The organism is Actinospica durhamensis, assembly GCF_018139695.1.
Lineage (GTDB): Bacteria > Actinomycetota > Actinomycetes > Streptomycetales > Catenulisporaceae > Actinospica > Actinospica durhamensis.
In genome coordinates, this window is sequence record NZ_JAGSOG010000064.1 from 1 (window position 1) to 21488 (window position 21488).

Here is a 21488-nt window from a genome sequence, read left to right on the forward strand (position 1 = left end):
GGGGTGATCGTGCCGTAGGGGGCCGGCTGGGGCACCAGGATCCGTACGGGTTCTGTCTTCGTCTGCTGAGTCACGGCCGCTCCTTCACTCGTGTCGGGCCCGTCACTCGGGCCCCTCGACTATGAGACCAAAAACTCGGCGGTGTGACGAGATGTAGCTCAGGCGTCGTCGATAGCGAAGATGGTAATCCTTTGGAATGAATACCAGCGGCGTCGTTCTGATTCCGGTCTTAGCGTTCCCCCGTGACCATGCAACCAGAACTGCGCGCCCCCAACCTGGCGCTGCGTCGCGCGCGGCAGGCGATGCGGCTGAGTCAGACCGAATTCGCCACGGCCGTGCGCTCGGCCGGGCGGGCGCTCGGCACGCCGAATCAGTGCACGAAGCGGCTCGTGCAGAAGTGGGAGACCGGCGAGCACGCGACCTGCCGCGCCGACTACCTGCGCGTCCTGCAGGCGGTGACCGGCCTCTCGGTGCCCGAGCTCGGATTCCGGGCCATCGCGCCGGATCCGCGGGCCGACCCCTCGGGACCGGCCCCGGCGCTGCTGACCGAGGACTCGATCGGACGGCTGAGATACGCGCTCGAACATCCCTCCACCGTGGACGGACGCACCGCCGACCTGGTGGAGAGCGCCACCTCGCGGCTGTTCGACCTCGAACACCACAGCCCGGCCCGGCTGCTGGCCCCCACCGTGGACCGGCACCTGGCCACCATCACCGCGCTGCTGACCGCGGCGCGGCACGAGTCGGTCCGGCGCCGGCTCACCGTCCAGGCGGGACGCTGCTCCGCCCTGGCCGGGTGGGTGGCGCTGGAACGCGGCGACACGGCCTCGGCCAACCAGTTCTGGGACACCGCGATCAGCGCGGCGCAGAGCATCGGCGAGGCCTCGCTGCTGGCCGGCACCCTCACGCTGGTGTCGTATTCGGCGCAACGGCACGAGGATCCGGCCACGGCCTGGGAGCTGGCCGACTCGGCCGCGTTCCACGCCGGCAACGACCGGCGCGCCGCGTCCTGGGCGCTGGTGCGGGCCGCGCAGTACGCGGCGGAGCTCGGCGAGGCCGCGGACGCCAGACACGCGCTGGACCGGGCCATCGAGCTCGGCGGGGACCTGCCCAATCCGCGGCCGGGCGACGGCACGCTGCCGTGGACGCGGTTCTTCGACCAGGCCCGGCTGCTGTCCGCGGCCGCGCACGTCTCGGCGCTGCTCGGGGACGAGCGGGCCCCGGTGCTGGCCGCCGACGCGGTGGCCATCCTGAGCCCGTCCCGGGTCAAGGCGCGGGCCGTGGTGATGGCCGAGGCGACCCGGGTGGCCGCGTTCGGCCGCGACTACGAGCTCTGCCTCGACTGGGGCGCCGCCGCGTGCGAGCTGACCGAGGCGCTGGACGCCGCGTTGGCCGCGCACATCCTGCAGAGCCTGGTGCCGACGCTGATGCCGTACGCGTCGGTGCGCCACGTCAGGGAACTGCTGGCGCAGCTGCCCGGACTGCTGCAGGGCAGGCGTGCGGACGGGATCGCGCGGTGAGCCTCGGCGCGCTGCGCCGCGCATCCGCCCGGACAGGCCAGAACCCTGCGACTGGAGCGTCGCAGGGTTCTGGTGAACAGGGTGCGCGGCGCGGCTCAGCCGGCCAGCTCGGCCATCCAGGCCTCGATCTGCGCGATGCTGCGCGGCAGGCCCGCGGACAGGTTCTCCGGGCCGTCGGCGGTGACCAGGATGTCGTCCTCGATCCGTACGCCGATGCCGCGGAACTCCTCCGGCACGGTCAGGTCGTCCGGCTGGAAGTACAGGCCGGGCTCGACCGTGAGCACCATGCCCGGCACGAGCGTGGCGTCGACGTAGTCCTCGACCCGCGCGCTGGCGCAGTCGTGCACGTCGAGGCCGAGCATGTGGCCGGTGCCGGTGAGCGTGTAGCGGCGGTGCAGGCCGAGCTCGAAGGCGCGCTCGGCCGGTCCCTCGAGGAAGCCCCACTCCACCAGCCGCTCGGCCAGCGTGCGCTGGGCGGCCTCGTGGAAGTCGCGGAACCGGCCGCCCGCCTGCACGGCCGCGATACCGGCCTCCTGCGCGTCGTAGACGGCCTGGTAGATCTTGCGCTGCACCTCGTCGAAGCGGCCGTTGATCGGCAGGGTGCGGGTGACGTCCGCGGTGTAGAGGGTGTCCGTCTCCACGCCCGCGTCCAGCAGCAGCAGCTCGCCCGGGCGCACCGCGCCGTCGTTGCGCACCCAGTGCATCGTGGTGGCGTGCGGGCCGGCCGCGCAGATCGAGCCGTAGCCGACGTCGTTGCCGTCGACCCGGGCGCGCCGGAAGAAGGTGCCCTCGATCCAGCGCTCGGAGGTGGCCACGGCCTGCGCGAGCTCGCGCACGACGTCCTGGAAGCCGGTGGTGGTGGCGTTGCAGGCCTTGCGCAGCTGCTCGATCTCCCACTCGTCCTTGACCAGGCGCATGCCGTGCAGGAAGACCTGCAGCTCGGCGTCGCGGGCCGCGGCGTGATCGCCGTGCCAGCTGGTGTCGAGCACCGCGAGCAGGGTGTCGAGCTCGGTGTCGGTGCCGCGCAGGATGCGGGTGGTCACGCCCGGGGTGGCCACCACGGCCGCCGAGAGCGCGTCGGTGACGGTGCGCGAGTCGCGGGTCTCGAGGCCGAGCAGCGCGGCGGCCTCGACCAGCGAGTTGCGCCGCCCGACCCACAGCTCACCCTGGTAGTCGAGCCAGAACGAGCCGTCCTCGCGGCTGGAGCGCGGCAGCAGGTAGACCGCGGCGTCGTGGCCGCCGTCTGCCTTGGGCTCGAGCACGAGCACGCCGTTCTCGGACTGATCGCCCGTCAGGTAGACGTAGTCGCAGGCCGCGCGGAACGGGTAGTCCGTGTCGTTCGAACGCGTCTTGATCTTGCCCGAGGGAATGACCAGGCGCTCGCCGGGGAACGCCGCGGACAGCGTCTTGCGCCGCTTCGCCGCGTACGGAGCCTGCGGCCCGGGCTCGAGTCCGTCGCGCTCGGTGTCGGCCCAGCCGGTCCGCATGTTCTGCTCGAGCTCCGGGCTGATACCCGAGTACAGGCCGTTCTTCCGGCCCTTCGGCTTCTGCTCCGCCGTGCTCTGCTCGTTCACCGCTTGACCCGCCTTTGTCTTCACCGTCCGGCGCGCGGCCCGACCGCCGGCTCGTGGCCTGCGGGTCAGTGCCGCCCTGTCCCGGGGACCGTTACCAGCCCTCAGCGTATCCGCTCGCGTCGGCGACGACTACAGGGGTGGGTGGGCGACGTGCGAGGACGCCGTGGCCCCGCCCCGACCGGCCCGCCCGGACCGTGCGGGTCCGGGGGTACGGCCGGGGTGGGACGCGGGGCCACGGCGCGGTGCGCCGCCGGCCGCAAGGGGCCGGCGGCTCGGCCGGCGGGTCGGCGAACCCGTCGGCCGAGACTCTGGGTCAGCCGGTGTAGGAGTCGAAGATCCTGGTGAAGTCGAGCGCGCTCTGCGAGATCTCCGAGCAGGACGGCAGGCCGCTGACCGAGCCGGAGCAGGGCTGGTCGCGGTCGACGGACCAGAACGCGAGCCGGCCCAGGTGCGCCGAGTCGGCCCAGCTGACCAGGCTCTGCGCGTCCGCCTCGGAGAACACCTCGGCGGAGTTGTCGTTCTGGCCGATCATCGGGGTCACGCCGATGTTGGCGTAGGTGTCGGAGGGCCAGTCGGCCTGAACCTGCGTCAGCGTGCTCTCGGCCGCCTCGATCGCCTCCTGTCCCATGTCGCCGGTGAACGAGGAGCCGTAGTCCATGGCCATGACGTTGACCAGGTCGATGCGCACCCCGTCCTGCTTGGCCAGGGCGAGGAAGGCCACGCCGTCGGCGGCGAGGCCGCTGGGCAGCACCGGCAGGGTGACCGAGACCACCAGGCTCGGATCGGCCGCCTCCAGGGCCTTGACGGCCTGGAAGCGCAGGTCGTTGTCGGCGGTGTAGTCCAGCGGCGCGCCCTCGATGTCGAAGTCGATGTGGGTGACGCCGAGGTGGGTGATGACGGACTGGTAGGCCGCCTGCAGGCTGGACTCGGTGGTGCAGGCCATGGCCAGTTCGGTGCCGCCGGAGCCGCCGAAGGAGACGATCGGGGTGGCCCCGTCGGCCTTGGCGGTGGCGATGTCTGAGTCCATGGTCGGGTCGTTCGTCACCGGGAGGGTGTCGCCCCAGATCGGGGAGCAGCCGGCGCTGATGACGAAGGCCGCGGTGTAGGTCTTCAGACCTGCCTTCGCCGCGCTGTAGAGCATCGGCTCCTCGTTGTTGGACATGTCCACGTACGGCGCGACCTTGCCGACCGAGCCGGAGCCGCTGGTGCCCGTGCTGGTGCCGGTGGGGGACGCGGACGGGCTGGCCGAGGCGGAGGCGCTGGCGGACGCGCTGGCCGAGGCGGACGGGCTCGCGCTGGCGGTGGAGCCGGTGCCGCCGGTGAGCGAGAAGTCGTCGGCGTAGTACACGGGCTGGGCGTACCAGCCGTGGATGTAGATCGTCAGCGAGGTCTGCGACGCGGTGGTGGTCACCGTCATCGAGAGCTGAGACCAGCTGGTGGCCGAGGGCGTCCAGGTGTCGCTGCCGCCGCTCACGCCGAGGTACACGTAGGAGCCCTCGACGTAGCTGGAGAGCGTGTAGGTGGTGCTCGGCGAGACGGCCACGGTCTGGGTGCACTGCGCGTCGTCGGACGAGGTGGGCGTGCCGGCCAGGGCGTGGGAACCCGAATGGACCGGCGAGGACACCACCGCGGCGGTGCCGGAGTCGCAGGTCCAGCCGGTGAGCGAGCCGGACTCGAAGCCGGGGTCGGTGAGCAGGTTGGCGGCCGCGGCGGCGGCCGGCCCGGTGGACAGGTACAGGGCGGCGGGGACGAGCAGGGCCGCGGCCGCGGCGGCGAAACCGAGGCGCAGCTCGCGTCTGTGCAGGCGCATGGGTGGTCGCACTCCCTCATACGGGTGGGTGGGCGGCGTGGGCGCCGCGGCTACGGCGTGGTGCGATGGGCGGTGCGGCGTGGTGCGGCGTGCGGTGGATACGGCGTGGTGCGGTGGGTACGCCGTGGCGCGGCGGCGGTGCAGATGGTCTAGTCCTCTCCGGTTGGTCTAGTCCAATTTCCGCCGGAAGACAAGCGTCCGGGGCCCACCGATTGCGCACAGGGCGGCGGAGTGTTGACCTTGACCTTGAGGCAGGGCGCATCGCCGTGCCCGACCGGTCGGCCGGGCGGCGGCGGGCGCCGCCGACGCGAGGACGAGGAGTGGGCCGATGAGCGAGGCCGAGGAGGTGGGCATCAGCGAGTTCTCCCGGCTCAGCCGGCTCTCGCCGAAGGCGCTGCGGCTCTACGACCGGATGGGCGTGCTCGAACCGGTCCGGGTGGATCCGGCCACCGGCTACCGCCACTACCACCGCGACCAGCTGGAACGGGCCAGGCTGGTGGCTTCGCTGCGCCAGGTGGGCATCCCGCTGGCCGACATCCGCACCGCGCTGCGCCAGGACCAGGGCCCGGGCGCGGAGCGGATCGCGCTGTTCTGGGCGGAGGCCGAGGCGGAGCACGCGGCCCGGCGCCGCCTCGCGGGCAATCTCATCGACCGGCTCCAGGGCAAGGAGCCGTCCATGACCACGGCGTACCAGGTGCGGGTGCGCGATCTGTCCGCGCGCTCCGTGCTCAGCCTGACCCGGCACGTGACCAACGAGGAGCTCACTCTGGCGGGCCGGGAGTTCATCGAGAGCTTCCACGAGGCCGGGGTGCACCCGCTGCCCGGGCCCGAGGGCGCGCCGTTCACCATCTACTACGGCGAGGTGAGCGAGGACAGCGACGGCCCGATCGAGTGGTGCTGGCCGGTGGCGCGGGACGAGGCGCAGACGCTCGCCGAGCGCTTCCCGGCCCTCGCGCTGCGCACCGACGCCGCGCACGTGGAGGCCTACGTGCACTACGGCCAGGCGACGCAGCTGCACGTGTCCCGGATCGCGCTGGCCGTGCAGAGCCTGCTGTCCTGGGCCAGGGACGCGGACCGGCGCGTCACCGGCGGCCTGCGGCTGCTCTATCGCGCCGGGACCGCCGGTGAGGGGCCGGATCTGGACCTGTCGCTGCCGGTCAGATGAGCGAGGGCGCGCCGGCGCAGACGGCGACCGGCGTGGGCTCGACGGGGCCGACGAACTCGGCGGCCGGAACCGGCTGCCCGGCCGGCGCCACCCGCCGCGCGTGGCCCGCGTGCCCTGCCGTTCCGGCCGAGGTCCGCTCGAGCTGCAGCCGCGGGATGGTCACGTGCACCAGCGGCCCGATGGCGAGCGCGTAGACGACCGTGCCGATGCCGACGTCGCCGCCGAGCAGCCAGCCGATCACCAGTACGGACAGCTCGATCCCGGTGCGCATCACCCGGATCGAGTGGCCGCGGGCGGCCAGCGCGGTGGTCAGGCCGTCGCGCGGGCCCGGACCGAGGCCCGCGCCGATGTACAGGCCGGTGGCGACGGCGTTGAGCAGCACGCCCGCGAGGAACACGGCCCAGCGCAGCCAGAGCGTGTGCGGGACGGGCATGGCGCCGAGGATCAGGTCCACCACGCCGCCGATCACCACGACGTTGGCCACGGTGCCCAGGCCCGGGCGCTGGCGCAGCGGGATCCACAGCAGCAGCACGACGGCGCCGATCAGGATCAGCACCGTGCCGACCGGGATTCCGGTCAGGCCCGCGAGCCCGGTGTGCAGGACGTCCCACGGGTCCACCCCGACCGCGGGCGCGAGCATCAGCGCCTCGCTCACGCCGTAGAGCCCGAGCCCGAGGATCAGCCGGGTCACCCGGGCCGTCGGTCGCGACCTGGGCCACAACTCCACCGTGACCGGTCCGCCGACCGTTCCGCCCGCCCCGCCCTTGTCCGCTGCGGCAGTCATCCGTCTCTCTTCCCTCTCGTTCCCGTGCCGGTCCGCGGCCCGCGGGAAGCCTGGAAAGGCTTGCGGGCAGGGGCCGACTCTGCCATCCTGGCGGAGAAGTGGACTGCCCGACGATAGCCAATTCGACCAAGGTGGACTGATGATGGAGGCTCACCCGCCCCTGACCGCGGCCACACTGGCCCGGCTGCTCGGCCCGTGGCGGGTGGTGGGCGGCGCGGACGCGGCCAGGCACCCGGCCCGCACCGCCCTGGCCGAGCGGATCACGGCGCTGATCCTGGACGGCCGGGTCGCGGTCGGGGCGCGGCTGCCGGCCGAGCGGCCGCTGAGCGAGGCGCTGGGGCTCAGCCGCACGACCGTGACCGCCGCGTACGCGCACCTGGTCGAGCAGGGCTACGCGGCCGCGCGCCGGGGTTCGGGCACGTACACCGCGCTGCCGGAGCGGCTGCTGGCGAGCCCCTCCGGCGGCTGGCACGAGAGCCTGGACCCGGACCCGATCGACCTGACCTGCGCCGCCCCGCTGCCCCCGCTGGCCGCGTTGCGCGCGGCCACGTCGTGGGCGGCCGAGCGCCTGCCCCTGCTGGCCGGGGACGTGCTCCAGCCCTACGGCCTTGCCTCGCTGCGGGAGGCCGTGGCGGAGCGCTACCGGGCCCGCGGACTGCCCACCGAGCCGAGCCAGATCCTGATCACGGCCGGGGCTCAGGGTGCGATCACGCTCGTCGGCAGACTACTGATCCGGTCCGGAGACAGGGTGCTGGTGGAGGGCCCGACGTATCCGAACGCGATCGACTCCTTCGCCGGCGCGCGGGCCCGGCTGACCCCGGTACCGCTGGACCCGGCGAGCGGCTGGGCGGACGTGCCCGGCGGCCGGCCGCAGGCCGCGGCCGTCTCCGCGCTCGGCGGCGCGGGCGCCGGGCTGGCCACGGCCACCTCGCGGATTCCGTTGGCCCAGGCCGCCACCCGGCTCTCGCCGCGGCTGGTCTACACGGTCCCGCACTTCCACAACCCGACCGGCATGCTGATGCCGGCCGACCTGGCCGGCCCGCTGGCCCGGGCCGCCCGCAAAGCAGGGGCCTGGCTGCTGGCCGACGAGACCATCACCGACGCCGCGCTCGACGTCCCGGTCCCCCCGCCGTTCGCGGCCGCGGTGGGCGCCGCGGACGCCGAACGCCTGCTGGTGTGCGGCTCCCTCGGCAAGAGCTTCTGGGGCGGCCTGCGGATCGGCTGGCTGCGCGCGCCGAGCCGGGTCGTGCACGAACTCGCGGCCGCCCGCGCGTCACTCGACCTCGGCTCCCCGATTCTGGACCAGCTGATCGGCGTGGCCGTGCTGCAGGAGGGCTTCGGCATCGAGGAGGAACGCAGGCGGGAGTGGCGCGAGTGCCGGGCCCTGCTGGAGACGCAGCTGCGCGCGTCGATGCCGGACTGGAGCTGGCGCACCCCCGAGGGCGGGCTGAGCCTGTGGGTGCGGCTGGCCGAGGGCGAGGAGTCCACCGCCCTGGTCCACCGCGCCGCCACCCACGGCCTGCTGCTCCAGAGCGGCCCGCGCTTCGGCGCCGACCCGGGCACCTACGAGCGGCACCTGCGCCTGCCCTACACGCAGACCCCTGACAAGATCCGCGAAGCCGTACGCCGCCTCGCCGCCGCCCGCACCGCCCTCGGCCCGCTGCGCACCTCCGAGTCCCGCCGGGACCTGGTGGCCTGAGCCGGGGCGGCGGGCCGCGCCCGGTGCCGGGTCAGGGCTTGAACGCCACCGCGCCGTAGATGCTGGCCTCGGCGTCGCTGATGTCGGACAGGTGGTCGGTCTCCTCCGGGCGCCAGCGGTGGGTGACGGCGATGCCGGGCTCGACGAGCTGCCAGCCTTCGAAGAAGCGGGCGAACTCGGCGCGGGTGCGGGCCTGGGCCGAGGTGCCGGCGGAGCGGTAGACGCTCGCGGTCTGGTCCGAGGCGGCCGGGGCGAAGTCGCGGGTGCCGTGGGAGATGACCAGGGCGCTGCCGGGGGCGAGGGCGGCCTTGAGGCGCTCGACGATGGCGTGGGCACCGTCGGCGTCGGGGACGAAGTGCAGCACGGCGTTCAGGCTCAGGCCCACCGGCTGATCCAGGTCCAGGGTCTCGGCGAGCTCCGGCGCGGCCAGGATCGTCTCCGGGGACCTGAGGTCCGCCGACACGTAGGCGGTGCGGCCCTCCTGGCTGCTCTTGAGCAGCGCCTGCGCGTGGGTCAGCACGATCGGGTCGTTGTCCACGTAGACGACCCGCGCCTGCGGGGCCACCCGCTGGGCCACCTCGTGCAGGTTCGGGCTGGTCGGGATGCCGGTGCCGATGTCGAGGAACTGGCGTATCCCGTGCTCGGCCAGGTACCGGGCGGAGCGGTGTACGAAGTCGCGGTTCGCCCGCGCGGCCACCAGTGCCTGCGGGAAGACGGCCATGACCTTGCCCACGGCCTCGCGGTCGGCGGTGAAGTTGGTGCGGCCGCCGAGGTAGTAGTCGTACATGCGGGCCGAGTGCGGCCGGTCTATCTGGAGGTCGATGACGCGCTCGTCCACCGGTTGCTCCCCTCGCTGCGGGTGCTGTCGCGGGCAGTATCTCATGGTTCTGAGTGCGGCCGGCCACCGCCCCACCCGCCCCGGGGGCACCGTGCGCCCCCGGAGTGATCAGGGGAATGACGCGCGACGGATTTTCTCAGACCTCGATTGCACAAATCGCGGGTCGAACTGGTTTGCTGAATCCATGAGCCGATCAGAGCTCTGACGTCAGCGGCTCCGGTCCGGGGGACGCGGCGTCCGAAGGGAAGCGGCATCGTGACCAGACATCGTCCGGCGCGGGGGTCGAAGACCATCTTCGAGGTCTTTTACGAGCGCTACCAGGGCGCGTGGCGGCACTACGCGTACCTGTACACGGGGGAGCGGGCCGCGGCCGAGGAGATCGTGGACCGGTTCACCGGCCGGCTCATGCAGAACTGGGAGCGCGCACTCGAGCAGGAGAGCGTGGCGCGCTACGCCTGGACCCTGTACAAGGACGTCGTCGAACACTGGCTGGACGAACGCGGGGACGAGCCGCAGCTGGTGCAGACCGCCGCGTTCTCCCGGGTCGCCCGGGTCGCCATGGACTACTGCCGGGGGCAGTTCGCGGTGATGGAGGAGTCGCTCGGGCTCTACAGCGCGATCGCCGGGCTCCCGGAACGCCAGCGCGACGTCATCATCCTGCGGCACGTGATGGGCTACCCCGACGCCAAGGTGGCCGAGATCCTCGGCATCACCGAGCCGTCGGTGCGCTCGCACCTGCGCCACGCCCGCAGGAGCCTCGAGCCGGTCGCGGCCCAGCACCGCCTGCTGCACGCCACGGAGAGCCAGGGATGAGCATCGTGCAGGGCAACGGGCCGAACACGCCGATCGACCGCCTGCTCGGCGACGCGTTCGTCGACCCGGTCTACGACGAGGGAGACCAGCCCAGCGTCACGCAGCGGGTCGCCCGCGCGGTCCGCTACGAGCAGCGCGAGCGCCGGGGCGGCGACGAGACGATGCGCGCCGAACGCGAGTACCTGAGCTACGAGCTCAACCTCACCTGCGCGCTGGTGCTGGGCGACGCCGGCGCCGCGGACGCGTTGGCCGGACTCAGTGACGAACGCTGCGCCGAGCCCGAGGGCGCCCTGGTCTTCGGCTGCCTGCTGCACCTGACCGGGCGGGTGCGCGCGTGCCGGTTCTGGTGGAGGTTCGCCGCCGGCGCGGGTGTGCACCTGGCCGCCTACTGCCTCTACCTGCACCACGGCCAGAGCGCCGAGTTCGCCGACGCAGGGCACTGGCGCGGCCAGGCCAGGCTTCTGGGCGGGCACGCCCGGCCGCACCGGCGCGCCGCGCCGGAGAACTCGCTGCTGCCGGTGGAGGTGTTCGACCGGCTGCTGCAGCAGTGCCGGCTCGGCCTGCGGCCCCGGCTGCCGCTGGAGATCGAGGCGGTGGTCAACCGACTGCTGGTGGAGTGCGACGACGCGGACTTCGGCGAGATCCCGCAGCCCTCGGCGACGCTGCCCTCCGCGCTCGCGGCCCGGGCGTAGGCGATGTGGGTGTACCGCATGCTCAAGGACCTCGGCACCCGGGGCGCGGCGGGCGGCGTCCGCCGGATGGGCTGCCAGGGCTGTGCCGCGTCGTCCGGGTACGCGCGGGACGGCGCCGGGTGCCCGCTCGCGCTGCCGGCCGCCGACCGTGCCGGCACCGGTGGCGCGGCCGGCGTGGAGGGCACGGCTGACCCGCCGGCGCTCGAGATCAGGGTGCTGCGGCGGGAGGGCCACAGCCTGGTCCGGATCGCGGGCGAGGCGGACCTGGCCACGGCCTGCTCGCTGCATTTCTCGCTGCGGGCGCTGGTGGCGGACACGCCTCGGCTGGCGCTGGACGTCGCCGAGCTCGCCTTCATCGACGCACTGGGCATCAGGATGCTGCGGCAGGCGCACGAACAGGCGGCGGGTCTGGGCGGCTGGGTGCGGCTGATCGGCGTCCGGCCGCAGCTGGACATGCTGCTCGAGCTGCTCGGCCTGGACGAGGTCTTCCCCGCGTACGAGGACGAAGACGCGGTGAGCGTCGGCGTGCTGCCGCGCGCCTAGGGACTGCGCGCGGCGGGCACACCGACGCTCACCAGATGATATTCAGCGTCAGATACTCACTGCACGATGATCGTGGTCCACACGCCGAGGTGGATCTTGTCGCCCGGCTTGACCGGTATCTCGGTCTCCGCCTCGAGCGGCTCGGCGGCGTCGTTGAGCCGGGTGCCGTTGGCCGAACCGAGGTCCACCACCACCCAGCCCTCCTCGTGCTTGAGCAGTTGGGCGTGCAGGTGCGAGACGGCCGGGTCCAGCGGCGGGCCGGTGAGGTCGATCTCCGGGCTCAGGCCGCGGCTGGAGGAGGCGCGGCCGATCCGCACCGGGCCCGCGGTGAAGCTGAACCGGCGCTCGGCCGGGTACTTCGGGAACGGGAATTCGCTCTCGATGATGTCGCCGCGCTCGAGCTGGGCGTCGTAGTACTCGCGGTCGGCGTTGACGAGGAGGTTGAGTTCCTCCCCCACGCGCGCGCCGGCGACCGCGGCGGCGAAGCCGAGGCCCAGACCCGGGTCCGTCGAGTTCGAGGTCTGCGTCTCGTTCGCGGCCTCGGTGGCGGGCGGCGGGGAGACCGGGGCCGGGTCGGGGCTCGGCGCCTCGGGAGCGGAGGCGGCCTCGGACTGAGCCTCGGCCCGCGCGAGCTCCGCCTCGAGGTCCAGGCCCTGCTCGGCCCCCACGCCCGCGCCCGCGCCCGCGCTCTCGCCCTCGGCCGGCGTCGGGGCCGAGACCGGAGCAGGGGCCTGCGGCGGGAGCACGGCCGTCTCGGCCGGGCCGATACCGGGGCTGAGCACGGTCTCCGGCATCGCCTCGGCGAGTTCGAAGTCGTATCCGCACTCCTCGCAGAAGCGCCCGTCACGGCCCGCGCCGCACACCGGGCAGCCGCCGGCGCGGGTGGCGGTCACCGTGGTGGCAGCCGCCGCCACGCCCACCACCACGGTGGGCGCCGCCGCGCCGCCGATCACCCGGCCGCAGGTGTCGCAGTAGTCACTGGCCTGGGACTCGTGTCCCGCCGGACAGATGGGCATCGCCGCGACTCCCCCCTCAGCCGTTCTCGTTGCGGTTCTTGCCCACCCGGACCGTGCGGGTCGAGCGGGTGTCGAGCGTCATCTCGTCGGCGTCGGACACGCGCTGCTTGAGCCGCACCGTGCCGGTGGCCGGATCGTCGATGTCGACGACCTTCGCCAGCAGGATCGCGGTGTCCTCGTTCCCGGCCTGGGTGGCCAGCTTCACCGCGCGCCCGAGCCGGGCCGTGGCGGTGTCCAGGTCGCCGTTCTTGCGCGCCTCGAGGCCCTCGCGGATCGCCTCGGCCAGCTCCGCCTGCCCGGTGTAGTCGGCCACAGTGCGGTCGATCCGGCCGGTCTGCGCGACGTCGTCGGACCACACCGCGCGCACCAGGCCCTGGCCGAGCGTCACGGCCGCGCCGGAGCCCTCGACCGAGACCAGGCTGACCCGGGCGGCGAGCATCTCGTCCCCGACGCTGCCGGGACGCACCTGCACGCACACCTGGTAGTCCCGGGACTCCGGGCCCCACGCGCCGGTCGGGAAGTCGCCGGTGAGCGGGTTGGGTCCGGGCGAGCGACGGCCGGTCAGATCCAGGATCTGCGGGGCGACCTGCTTGACGAACTTCACCTGCGCGCCCTGCGGGGTCCACAGCCGCAGCCGCACGTCGCCGACGGCCTTGCCCATGGCGTGCTCGATGATCTGCTGGAAGTCGGTGGCCAGGCGGCCCGGGTCGGCCACGATGTCGACCGTGCCGAGCAGCGCGGTGGAGACCCGGCGCAGCTCCGCCACCACCCAGTCGGTGCCGATGCCGCGGCAGTCGCAGGTGAACCGGCCCTCGCAGCGGGCGAGCGCGGCGGCGAGGTCGGCCGGCTCCTCGTGCTCGTCCTTGCCGTCGGTGAGCAGGATCGCGTGCCGGATGGCCTGCTCGTGCCCGGTGAACAGGCGGTCGGCCAGGGCCAGCCACTGGCCGATCGCGGTGCCCCCGCCCGCGGTCAGCCGCGCGACCGCGGCCTTGGCCGCGGCCCGGGAGGAGGCGTCGGCGGGCACCAGGTACTCGGTGCCGGGGAAGACCATCCGGGCCACGTGGGTGCCGGCCACCACGGCGAAGGGCACCCCGTCGCGGATCGCGTCGATCGCGGCCTCGGTGGCCTGCCGGGCGGCGGCCATCTTGGTCGGCGGGTAGTCCATGGACCCGGAGCAGTCCACCATGATCACCTGCGCGGCGCGAGCGGTGGAGGTCCCGCCGAACGCGGCGGCCGACTGCACCGAGACGATCGCGTTGACCTCCGCCGCTCCTTCGGACAGGTACTCGTTCTGGTAGACGTTGACGGTGAACTGCGGCTGCGCGCTCACAGGTCGGTCCCCTCCCACGTAGTTCAATGTTCTCAGCGTTCGGTGTTCTCGGCGTTCAGTGTTCTCGGCGTTCGGCGATCTCGACGTTCAGTTGATCTCCGCGGTCCGCTCCCCCGCGCCCGGTTCGGGCGCGTGCGGGGGCCAGGCGGCCAGCACGGCGGTGATGTTGTCGTGGCCGCCGCCCTCGATCGCGACCGCGGTGAGCGCGGACGCGGTGGGCAGCAGGCCGCCGAAGCCGCCGGAGGCGAGGTGGGCCAGGTCGGCCGGATCCGGCACGTAGTTCCACAGCCCGTCGCTGCAGGCGAGCACCAGGCCGGGACCGTCGGGCTCGAACACGGCCAGGTTGGCCGGGTCCTCCGGCGCGCCCGGGCCGAGCCAGCGCAGGATGGTGTGCGCCAGCGGCGACTTGAACGCCTCCTCCTCCGTCAGCGTCCCGTCCGCGATCATGCGCCCGGCCCAGGAGTCGTCCGTGGTCAGCCGGCGCGGCTCGGCGCCGAGCCAGTAGACGCGCGCGTCGCCCACCCAGCCGACGGTCAGCTCTGAGGCTCCCACCACGACCGTGACCATGGTGGTGGCCCGGCCGTTGCTCTCGTCGGAGGGATCGGGACCCAGGGCACTGACGGCCTTGTGCGCCTCCTCGAACGCGCCGAGGGTGGCGGTGACCGGGTCCTCGCCGCGGCGCAGCGAGAGCACCAGGTGCTCGCGAGCGGTCAGCGCGGCGGCGGCCGAGGCGGTCTCCGGCTTGTACGAGGTGGAGACGCCGTCGCAGACCACGATGACGGGGGTGGGCGCCGCGCCGCGGTTGCCGATGACCGCGAGGGCCATGTCGTCCTCGTTGCGGCTGTGCCGCAGGCCCCGGTCGGAGACGCCCGCCACCACGCCGAGGTCGCGCTCGAGCCGGTCGCGCGGGTCCGGCGCCGGGGAGCCGCACAGGTCGCAGTACCCGTCGGCGTAGGAGTCGTTGGCGCACGCGGAGTTGCGGCACGGGCCCGGATCCGCGGCCGGCGGCTCGGATCGGCGCACCAGCAGGTCGGCCCCGCACTCCTCGCAGTACCCGTCCTCCGGCGCCACCTCGGCCCCGCAGGACGGACAGGTCGGCCAGGCCTCGGCCGGCCGCGTCGGTTCCGCCCCGCCGTGCCCCGCCGAGCCGCCGGTCGCCGGTTCTTCCCGCTCCGCCACTTCGCCGTCCTTCTTCGCCGTCGGGCCCACCGCCTCGGTCATACCCACGTCCGCGGCCGTACCAGGTTCGCGCAGTCCACCATCGCGATCCGGACCGCGCGAGTCTGCGCCATGCGCGCGCGGGTCCGGTAGGAGCGTTCCAGCGCGGTGCGCAGGCCGTCCTCGGTCAGTCTGGCGCCGAACAGGGACTGGTCGGCGGCCTCGGTCTCGTCGTGCAGGCGCCAGGACAGCGCCCCGGCCAGCACCTCGCACTTGAGCGACTCGTGCGCCTCGCCGTCGAGGCCGAGCGCCTCGACCCGTTCGCCGAGCCGGGCCAGTTCGGCCGGGTCGGCCCAGTCGGCGAAGCCCGGGGAGTCCAGCCGGGTGCGCACGGCGGCTATCTCGGCCGCGGTGCGCTGGATCGCCACCTCGGGGATCTGGCCGAGCACGTCCACCGCGCCGGCGTGGTCGCGGGCGGAGATGCGCAGCCGGGCCAGGGCGAAGGCGGCGGTGACGTAGGAGCGGTCCACGCTCCACACCAGCTGGTAGTAGCGCAGCGCGTCGGAGGTCAGGCCGGCCAGTTCGGCCGCGACCGCGATGCCGAGCTTCGGCGCGAGCTCGCCGGGCAGCTCGTTGTAGCAGGACTCGAACTTGGACCGGGCCTCGAGCGGATTGCCCTGGCACAGCGCCACGATCGCGCGGTACCAGATCACCCGCCAGTCGTACGCGTCGAGCCCGGCCATCCGGTTCAGGTGCCGCTCGGCCAGCTCGAACTGCCCGTCCTCGACGGCCGCGCGCACGATCCGGTAGTGCACCTCGGGGGTCGGGGTGCGCAGCTCGGTCAGCACCCGCACGACCTGGTCGGCGCGCCCGCCCAGGGTGGCGAGGTAGCCGGCGTTCGGGTCGGCCGGATCGGCCAGCGGCACCGGCAGGGCGGCGGCCAGCTGTACGCCGGTGGGCGCGTCGGCGGACTTCACGCCCTCGGTCCCGGCCGAGTAGCGCTCGGTGGTGAACAGGGTGGAGACGGCCGGCTGCTGCTCGCCGCGCTCGAGCGCCACCACCTCGCGCAGCACGCCGGTCAGCTGCGTGGCCATCTCGGCGGCCGAGGAGAAGCGGCGCTCGCGCTGCTGGTGGGTGGCCCGGCGCAGCGCCCGGTCGAAGGACTCGAACCGGGTGAGGACCGGGACGGACTCGCGCGCGGGCAGCTTGTGCGCGAACTCGCGCTGGTAGCCCTTGAAGTCGAAGGCCAGCACGGCCAGCATGCGCCCGATGGTGAACAGGTCGGATTCGACGCTGGGGCCGTCGGTCTCGAGTTCCGGGGCCTTGTAGCCCTCGGTGCTGTAGATGTCCGACTCCTGATCGTCGAACGCCATCACCGCGCCGAGGTCGATCAGCTTGAGCTGCTCCTCGGACTGGATGATGTTGTCCGGCTTGAAGTCGTTGTAGAGCAGGCCGATCGAGTGCAGGTAGCCGAAGGCGGGCAGGATCTCGATGGCGAAGGCGAGCACCTGCGCCAGCGGCAGCGACTGCCCGGCGTTGGCGTCCTTGAACTCCAGCGCGATCTGCTTGAGCGACTTGCCGCCGACGTACTCCATCACGATGTAGTCGCCGGTGTCGTGCTGCACGAAGTTGTAGATCTTGACGATGTTGGGGTGCTCGACCTCGGCCAGGAACTGGCGTTCGGCCATCGCGGCGGCCTGCGCGGCCTCGTCCCCGGTGTCGAGCAGGCCCTTGAGCGCGCGCCAGACCCCGGAGACGTTGTTGTCCCTGGCCAGGTAGATCCAGCCGAGTCCGCCGTGGGCCAGGCAGCCGAGCACCTCGTACTGGCCGCCCACCACGTCGCCGGCGACGAGCTTGGGCTCGAAGTCGTAGGCGTTGCGGCACTGGGCGCAGAAACCCGCGGTACGCCCCGGGCGCCCGTTCTTGCCCCGGCCCACCGCCTTGCCGCAGTGCGAGCAGAAGCGCTTGTGCTCGGGCACCTCGGGGTTGACCAGGACGGCTTCGCTCGGGTCGCGGTACTCGACGCTGGGGATGTCCACGATGCCCAGGCCCAGGCCCCCGCGCCCGGTCGTGCGCGAGCCGCGGCTGTTGGTGCCGCGGCCGGTCATGGCGCGGGCGGAGACTGCGGAGCCGCGGGTGCGCCCGGTGGAGGTGCGCGAAGAGCCGCGCGCGGAGACGGAGGAGGAGGTGCGGGCGGAGGTCTCGCGGCCGTTGCCCTGCGCCGGCACGGACACCGGCTTGGTCGCGGCCAGCCCGCAGGTGTCGCAGTAGCCGTCGACGATGGTGCCGTCGCAGTCGAGGCGCGCGCACAGCTGCGCCGACGCGCTCGCCACGGGCGCGGCCGAGACGGCCGGTGCGGCACTTCTGGCGGCGAGGCCGCAGGTGTCGCAGTAGCCGTCGAGGATCGTGCCGCCGCAGCCGGGTCGGGTACACCTCATGTCGACCATCCTCGCATCCTCCCCTTCATTGTGATGCCCTCCCGCTCACTGTGCCGCCGCCCGCGCCACCACACCCCGGCGCCGGGTTCATCGCGGCGGCGCCCCGTCCAGCGCCAGCACCGCCTTCTGATACACCGCCAGCGCGCGGGTGGCCGCGGCGAGATCGCAGGGCCTGCTCCACAGCAGCTCGCGCGCGGTTTGATAGTACGCCTCAAGGGGCTGGCTCTCCGCCGCGCCCCGACGCGCCGCCCGCACCCGGTAGGCCGAGAGCCGGCCGCGCAGTTCCTCGCGCCGCTCCAGCAGTCCGGCGATCAGCCGCCAGATCCGGGTGGCCTCGGCCAGGGCCGCGTCGAGGGCGTCGCCGAGCAGTTCGGCCTCGGCGGCCAGCCGCGCCCACTGGCCCTGGTCGCGCAGCGCGTCCAGGGCGCAGAGCCGGGCCCGCAGCGCCGGGGCCTGGAGGGTGAAGGCGGGCAGCGACTGGATCAGGATCCGTTCGCGCACCGAGGCGGAGGCGGAGCGCTGGGCGCCTTCGACCTCGTCGATCCGCTCGATCAGCCGGCGCAACTGCTCGGTCCCGCGCTGGTAGTCGGCGCGCAGGTCGGCCTGGTACGCGGCGGCCTCGGCCAGCTCGCCGATCTGGCGGTCGATCTCGGCCAGCCGCCCGGCGAAGGTGGAGCCGGCCGCGGACAGCCCCAGCGGGTCGGCGAACACCTCCCGGCGCAGTGCGGCGTAGCCGTCACCGAGCCCGGCCACCGCGGTGGTCACCGAGCGCTCGCCCATCTCCCGGGCCGTGGTGATCAGGGCCTTGAGGCGCTCCTGGACCGGGTCGGCCGCGGCGAACAGGCGGTTCCAGGCCAGCTCGGCCTGGGCGATGAAGTCCGCGGCCAGCTGGTACTCGGTGTTCATCCGGTCCAGGGTCTGGGCCAGGGTGGCCGTGACCGAGACGGTGGCCGGCCCGAGCAGGGTGCGTTCGGACAGCGCCACCGACTTGGTGGACAGCGTGATCGACTCCCCGCGCAGCAGCCGGGAGATCGCGGCCAGCTCCTCCGGGCGCGGCTTGACCCGGCGGCCGCGGATCTCCGAGGCGCGGTTGAGCACGTCCTGATACGCCGTGAAGTCGTCCCAGAGCGCGGCGATCTTCCCGCTCACCCGCTGCCAGCGCTCGGCCGTGAGTCCGGACAGCGGGGCGCTCTCGAGCAGCTTGTAGGCGTTGTACTCGGTCAGCTCCACCAGGGCGTCGGAGACCCGCCCGGCGTCGGCGCGCAGGCGTTCGAGCTCCGCGTCCACCGCTTCCCGGGTGAGCGGAGCCTGGGGGTTGAATCCGTGCTGCGGCATGCGTCCTCGGGCTCGTGCGAGTGTCGGGCGTCGGCTCCGTGCGCGACGCGGTGGCTGCTCAGTCCGAGTATTGCGCAGCCGGCGGTTGCGCAGGACCCAGGCTGGGGCCGAACCACTTCGCGTAGGACGCCGCCCAGCCGCCGTCGGACTCGTACTGCGCGAGCACGCCGTTGATGTACTCCTCGAGGTCCTTCTCATTCGGGGGCACGGCGATGCCGTAGGGCTCGGGCTCGAGCCCCACGCCGACCACGGTGACGTTCGGGTCCTGCTTGGCCAGGCCGGCCAGCAGGGTGTCGTCGGTGGAGATGGCCTGGACCGTGTTCTCCTGCAGCAGCACCAGGCAGTCGGTCACGTTGGTGACCTCCATCGCCGTCGCCTTCGCGGCCTGGATCGCCGCGATCGAAGTGGACCCGGACTGCGCGCACACCTTCTTCCCGGCGAGCTGCGCGATGGACGTGTAGGACGGCGTTCCGTCGGGCTTCTTGTCCACCAGGAGCTTCTGCGAGGCCGTGTAGTAGACGGCGGAGAAGCCGACCTGCAGGAGCCGGGCGCAGTTGATGGTCATGGTGTCGATGACGACGTCGACCTTGCGGGTCGCGGCACTCGCCCGCAGGTCGGGTATCCGGTCCGCGGTGCTGAGCGCGACGAACTGGACCTTCTTCGGGGTACCGAAGAGCGCCTGGCCGAGGGCGTCGGCCAGGTCGATGTCGAAGCCCTCTTCGTGGCCCGCGGAGTTGAGGTACCCGGTGAGGTACTGGTCGGCCGACACGCCCACCCTGATATAGCCCTGATTCTTGATCGCCGTGACGTCCGGGCCGTTGGCCGCGGCCGCCGTCGGCGCGAGCGAGGAAGCCGTGGCGTCGCAGGTCGGCGCCGTGCTCGCACCGCCGGATCCGCCCGTGCTCGAGGTGGAGGGCGCGACGGAGCCGAAGCCGACCGTCGGAGCCGGGGGCTGCGCCCCGACCATGTCCGTGCCCGCACTGCACGCGCTCGCCGTCACGGCCGCCAGCGCGAGCGCGCACAGCCACGCCGATCGCCGTCGGACCATACGCCGTCGGACCGCGCGTCCTCGGCCGGGCCGCGGGGCGGTGCCGGTCGGCCGCGCACGGCCGGATCCGGCGTCGCCGAGCCCTGCGCCGCCGCTCGCGATCAGCCCACTGAGTCCGGGCCGCCCATCCGGCCGCTGTCCCCTCATCGCGCTCCCCCTCATCGGTACTCCGCCAACCGCCGGTTGATCCCCCAGGCCGCCGCGACCGCGCCGAGCAGGCCCAGCGCCAGCGGCAGCTCCAGCGCGCCGCCGCCCGCGTAGGCGGAGCTCACACTCGCCATGTCGGTGTCGTAGTGCCCCTGGCTCTGCCCGGTCAGTGCGCTCAGATCGTCGCGCACGTGCTGGGCATCCGGCTCACACCCGCCCTGCCCCACATCGCTCCCGCTGCCCACCGTGGTGATGATCGCCTGCGCGTAGTTCCCGGCGCCCGCCTGGTTGATCGCGGCCTCGCCGCAGCTGACCATGGCCTTGATGTCCGTGGCGGCGGCCATCGACGCCTCGGTTTCACCAGTGGCGGCCTGGAACTGGGCGGAGGTCACCGGGCCGAGTGCGGCGAGGGCCGCGGTGGACCGCTGCTGGTCCTTGCCGCCGTCCTCGCCGCGGTCGATCTGCTGCAGCGCGACGTAGGCCTCCGACGTCGCCAGCTGCGACGCCCCGACCTGCGTCTGCACGATCAGGTCGAAGTCGCCGCGGGCGGTGGAGGCCGCGTTCGAGCTGCCGACCGCGGCCGTGAAGGTCCAGCCCAGCAGCACCAGCACGGCCAGCTTCGCCGCCGCCACGCCCAGGTTCATCCGCCGCTTGGTCGAGCGCGCGAGCCGCGAGCCCACCAGGACCAGCATCGCCAGGGCGAGTACGCACACGCCGACGGTGAGCCAGTCGGTGCCGGAGGCGGAGGACATGCCGTTCTCTGTGGCGTTCTTCTCCTCGGTGATGACCGTGTCCACCTCGGGCACCATCTCGCCGGTGAGCATCGCCGAGGCCTGTCTCAGGTAGGCGCCGGCCACCGGGTATCCGAACCGGTTGTTGGCCAGCGCCTGACCCACCCACTGGGAGTACTCAGGCACCTGCTCGGCGAGCAGCTTCAGCTGGTGTGAGGCGGTCGCGTCCCCGGTCACCCGCTGCGAGGCGGCCGAGAGCAGGTCCTCGACCTGGGTGATGTCGGAGCCGAACCGGTCGGTGAACGGCTTCGGGGTGACCTGGCCGATCAGCAGCGCGGTGGCGGCCGTCGCGTTCGCGTCGGCGAGGTTGTAGGACAGGTCCTGGACCTCGCCGTAGAGCGCCTCGGTGGCCTGCGCGGTGTGCTCGGCGGTGGACTGCCGCCCGGACAGGCCGGTCGCGGCCACGCAGCCGGCCAGCAGCACCGCGATCACGGCCGCGAGCAGCATGATCCACAGCCGGTGCGGGCTCTCCATCCGCCCGCCCGGCGCGCGCTCCGGCGGAGCCGTCCCGGCCCCCGTCCCCGTATGCCGCTGCGCCGTCGCCACAGCCACCTGACGCCCCCTCGCCCTCGACCACCTTGCGGACCTGGCGCGGAGTCGAACGACCGACCCCGCACCGGAGTTCCACCATAGTCGGTTCCGGCCACGGCGGCGCCGACCGTATACGGAGCCGTATTCGGCCGTTGGTCAATCGTTACGGTGGCCGGCAGGCGCGAGGGCGCCGGCGGGTCGAGGGGGCGCCGGATCGACGGGTCGGATGGTCGACGGGTCGACGGCGAGGGGGCCG

At 73.4% G+C, this 21488-nt stretch carries 17 protein-coding genes; 6 read left to right on the top strand and 11 right to left on the bottom strand.

The features are described from left to right. Positions 1 to 248 precede the first annotated feature (248 nt). Complete coding sequence (locus KDL01_RS15135; RefSeq protein ID WP_498037987.1) at positions 249 to 1520, top strand: NsdA family TPR-like regulatory protein; 1272 nt, start codon at positions 249 to 251, stop codon at positions 1518 to 1520. Positions 1521 to 1615: 95 nt separating this feature from the next. On the opposite strand, the gene KDL01_RS15140 is transcribed toward KDL01_RS15135, so the two are convergent. Together KDL01_RS15140 and KDL01_RS15145 are read right to left on the bottom strand one after the other, a co-directional pair. After that, a complete protein-coding gene (locus KDL01_RS15140; protein WP_246576467.1) occupies positions 1616 to 3007 on the bottom strand; it encodes an aminopeptidase P family protein in 1392 nt (463 codons plus the stop codon). 400 nt (positions 3008 to 3407) lie between these two features. After that, positions 3408 to 4904 carry a carbohydrate binding domain-containing protein gene (locus KDL01_RS15145; protein ID WP_212529126.1) on the bottom strand — a complete coding sequence of 499 codons (1497 nt, stop codon included), beginning with the start codon at positions 4902 to 4904 and terminating at the stop codon, positions 3408 to 3410. A gap of 328 nt (positions 4905 to 5232) precedes the next feature. On the opposite strand from KDL01_RS15145, the gene KDL01_RS15150 reads away from it, so the two are divergent. Continuing rightward, positions 5233 to 6069, top strand: coding sequence for a MerR family transcriptional regulator (locus tag KDL01_RS15150; RefSeq protein ID WP_212529127.1), 837 nt, complete (start codon positions 5233 to 5235; stop codon positions 6067 to 6069). On the opposite strand, the gene yczE is transcribed toward KDL01_RS15150, so the two are convergent. Beyond that, entirely contained in the window at positions 6062 to 6853 is a 792-nt protein-coding gene (gene yczE, locus KDL01_RS15155) for a membrane protein YczE (protein ID WP_212529128.1), read from the bottom strand. The genes KDL01_RS15150 and yczE overlap by 8 nt on opposite strands. A 139-nt stretch (positions 6854 to 6992) precedes the next feature. On the opposite strand from yczE, the gene KDL01_RS15160 reads away from it, so the two are divergent. After that, entirely contained in the window at positions 6993 to 8552 is a 1560-nt protein-coding gene (locus KDL01_RS15160; RefSeq protein ID WP_246576466.1) for an aminotransferase-like domain-containing protein, read from the top strand. Between the two features lie 31 nt (positions 8553 to 8583). Here KDL01_RS15160 and KDL01_RS15165 read toward each other — a convergent pair whose 3' ends face one another. Continuing rightward, positions 8584 to 9435: an SAM-dependent methyltransferase gene (locus KDL01_RS15165; protein ID WP_281415410.1), complete on the bottom strand. Its 852-nt coding sequence runs from the start codon at positions 9433 to 9435 to the stop codon at positions 8584 to 8586. A gap of 210 nt (positions 9436 to 9645) precedes the next feature. Here KDL01_RS15165 and KDL01_RS15170 point away from each other — a divergent pair, with 210 nt between their 5' ends. The 3 genes from KDL01_RS15170 to KDL01_RS15180 are packed head-to-tail and all read left to right on the top strand — an operon-like array spanning position 9646 to position 11438. Next, positions 9646 to 10203, top strand: coding sequence for an RNA polymerase sigma factor (locus KDL01_RS15170; RefSeq protein ID WP_212529130.1), 558 nt, complete (start codon positions 9646 to 9648; stop codon positions 10201 to 10203). Continuing rightward, the gene (locus KDL01_RS15175) at positions 10200 to 10895 is read left to right on the top strand and encodes a hypothetical protein (RefSeq protein WP_212529131.1); all 696 of its coding nucleotides are present in this window, start codon (positions 10200 to 10202) and stop codon (positions 10893 to 10895) included. The genes KDL01_RS15170 and KDL01_RS15175 overlap by 4 nt, the downstream gene beginning before the upstream one ends. Before the next feature lie 3 nt (positions 10896 to 10898). Continuing rightward, positions 10899 to 11438 (top strand): STAS domain-containing protein, encoded by a 540-nt coding sequence (locus KDL01_RS15180; RefSeq protein ID WP_212529132.1) that lies wholly within the window; start codon positions 10899 to 10901, stop codon positions 11436 to 11438. 56 nt (positions 11439 to 11494) lie between these two features. On the opposite strand, the gene KDL01_RS15185 is transcribed toward KDL01_RS15180, so the two are convergent. The 7 genes from KDL01_RS15185 to KDL01_RS15215 all read right to left on the bottom strand — a co-directional run bounded on the left by KDL01_RS15185 (position 11495) and on the right by KDL01_RS15215 (position 21253). Continuing rightward, on the bottom strand, positions 11495 to 12454 hold the full coding sequence (locus KDL01_RS15185) for an FHA domain-containing protein (protein ID WP_212529133.1): 960 nt from the start codon (positions 12452 to 12454) through the stop codon (positions 11495 to 11497). A 16-nt stretch (positions 12455 to 12470) separates the two neighbouring features. Continuing rightward, a complete protein-coding gene (locus KDL01_RS15190) occupies positions 12471 to 13784 on the bottom strand; it encodes a vWA domain-containing protein (RefSeq protein WP_212529134.1) in 1314 nt (437 codons plus the stop codon). Between the two features lie 87 nt (positions 13785 to 13871). After that, complete coding sequence (locus KDL01_RS15195) at positions 13872 to 15011, bottom strand: zinc-ribbon domain-containing protein (RefSeq protein ID WP_212529135.1); 1140 nt, start codon at positions 15009 to 15011, stop codon at positions 13872 to 13874. Next, positions 15002 to 17380: a serine/threonine-protein kinase gene (locus KDL01_RS15200; protein ID WP_212529136.1), complete on the bottom strand. Its 2379-nt coding sequence runs from the start codon at positions 17378 to 17380 to the stop codon at positions 15002 to 15004. Before KDL01_RS15200 ends, KDL01_RS15195 begins: the two co-directional genes overlap by 10 nt. Positions 17381 to 17467: 87 nt before the next feature. Further along, the gene (locus KDL01_RS15205) at positions 17468 to 18715 is read right to left on the bottom strand and encodes a hypothetical protein (protein WP_212529137.1); all 1248 of its coding nucleotides are present in this window, start codon (positions 18713 to 18715) and stop codon (positions 17468 to 17470) included. A 58-nt stretch (positions 18716 to 18773) separates the two neighbouring features. Next, positions 18774 to 19763: a glutamate ABC transporter substrate-binding protein gene (locus KDL01_RS15210; RefSeq protein WP_212529138.1), complete on the bottom strand. Its 990-nt coding sequence runs from the start codon at positions 19761 to 19763 to the stop codon at positions 18774 to 18776. A 158-nt stretch (positions 19764 to 19921) separates the two neighbouring features. Continuing rightward, on the bottom strand, positions 19922 to 21253 hold the full coding sequence (locus KDL01_RS15215) for a GlnX family signal transduction membrane protein (RefSeq protein WP_212529139.1): 1332 nt from the start codon (positions 21251 to 21253) through the stop codon (positions 19922 to 19924). Between the last annotated feature and the right edge of the window lie 235 nt (positions 21254 to 21488).

Excerpts from the sequence above, each read along its gene's own strand:
- KDL01_RS15135 (WP_498037987.1), top strand. The coding sequence starts at position 249 with ATGCAACCAGAACTGCGCGCCCCCAACCTGGCGCTGCGTCGCGCGCGG.
- KDL01_RS15140 (WP_246576467.1), bottom strand. The coding sequence starts at position 3,007 with ATGCGGACCGGCTGGGCCGACACCGAGCGCGACGGACTCGAGCCCGGG.
- KDL01_RS15145 (WP_212529126.1), bottom strand. The coding sequence starts at position 4,904 with ATGCGCCTGCACAGACGCGAGCTGCGCCTCGGTTTCGCCGCCGCGGCC.
- KDL01_RS15150 (WP_212529127.1), top strand. The coding sequence starts at position 5,233 with ATGAGCGAGGCCGAGGAGGTGGGCATCAGCGAGTTCTCCCGGCTCAGC.
- yczE (WP_212529128.1), bottom strand. The coding sequence starts at position 6,853 with ATGACTGCCGCAGCGGACAAGGGCGGGGCGGGCGGAACGGTCGGCGGA.
- KDL01_RS15160 (WP_246576466.1), top strand. The coding sequence starts at position 6,993 with ATGATGGAGGCTCACCCGCCCCTGACCGCGGCCACACTGGCCCGGCTG.
- KDL01_RS15165 (WP_281415410.1), bottom strand. The coding sequence starts at position 9,435 with ATGAGATACTGCCCGCGACAGCACCCGCAGCGAGGGGAGCAACCGGTG.
- KDL01_RS15175 (WP_212529131.1), top strand. The coding sequence starts at position 10,200 with ATGAGCATCGTGCAGGGCAACGGGCCGAACACGCCGATCGACCGCCTG.
- KDL01_RS15180 (WP_212529132.1), top strand. The coding sequence starts at position 10,899 with ATGTGGGTGTACCGCATGCTCAAGGACCTCGGCACCCGGGGCGCGGCG.
- KDL01_RS15185 (WP_212529133.1), bottom strand. The coding sequence starts at position 12,454 with ATGCCCATCTGTCCGGCGGGACACGAGTCCCAGGCCAGTGACTACTGC.
- KDL01_RS15200 (WP_212529136.1), bottom strand. The coding sequence starts at position 17,380 with ATGAGGTGTACCCGACCCGGCTGCGGCGGCACGATCCTCGACGGCTAC.
- KDL01_RS15205 (WP_212529137.1), bottom strand. The coding sequence starts at position 18,715 with ATGCCGCAGCACGGATTCAACCCCCAGGCTCCGCTCACCCGGGAAGCG.
- KDL01_RS15210 (WP_212529138.1), bottom strand. The coding sequence starts at position 19,763 with ATGGTCCGACGGCGATCGGCGTGGCTGTGCGCGCTCGCGCTGGCGGCC.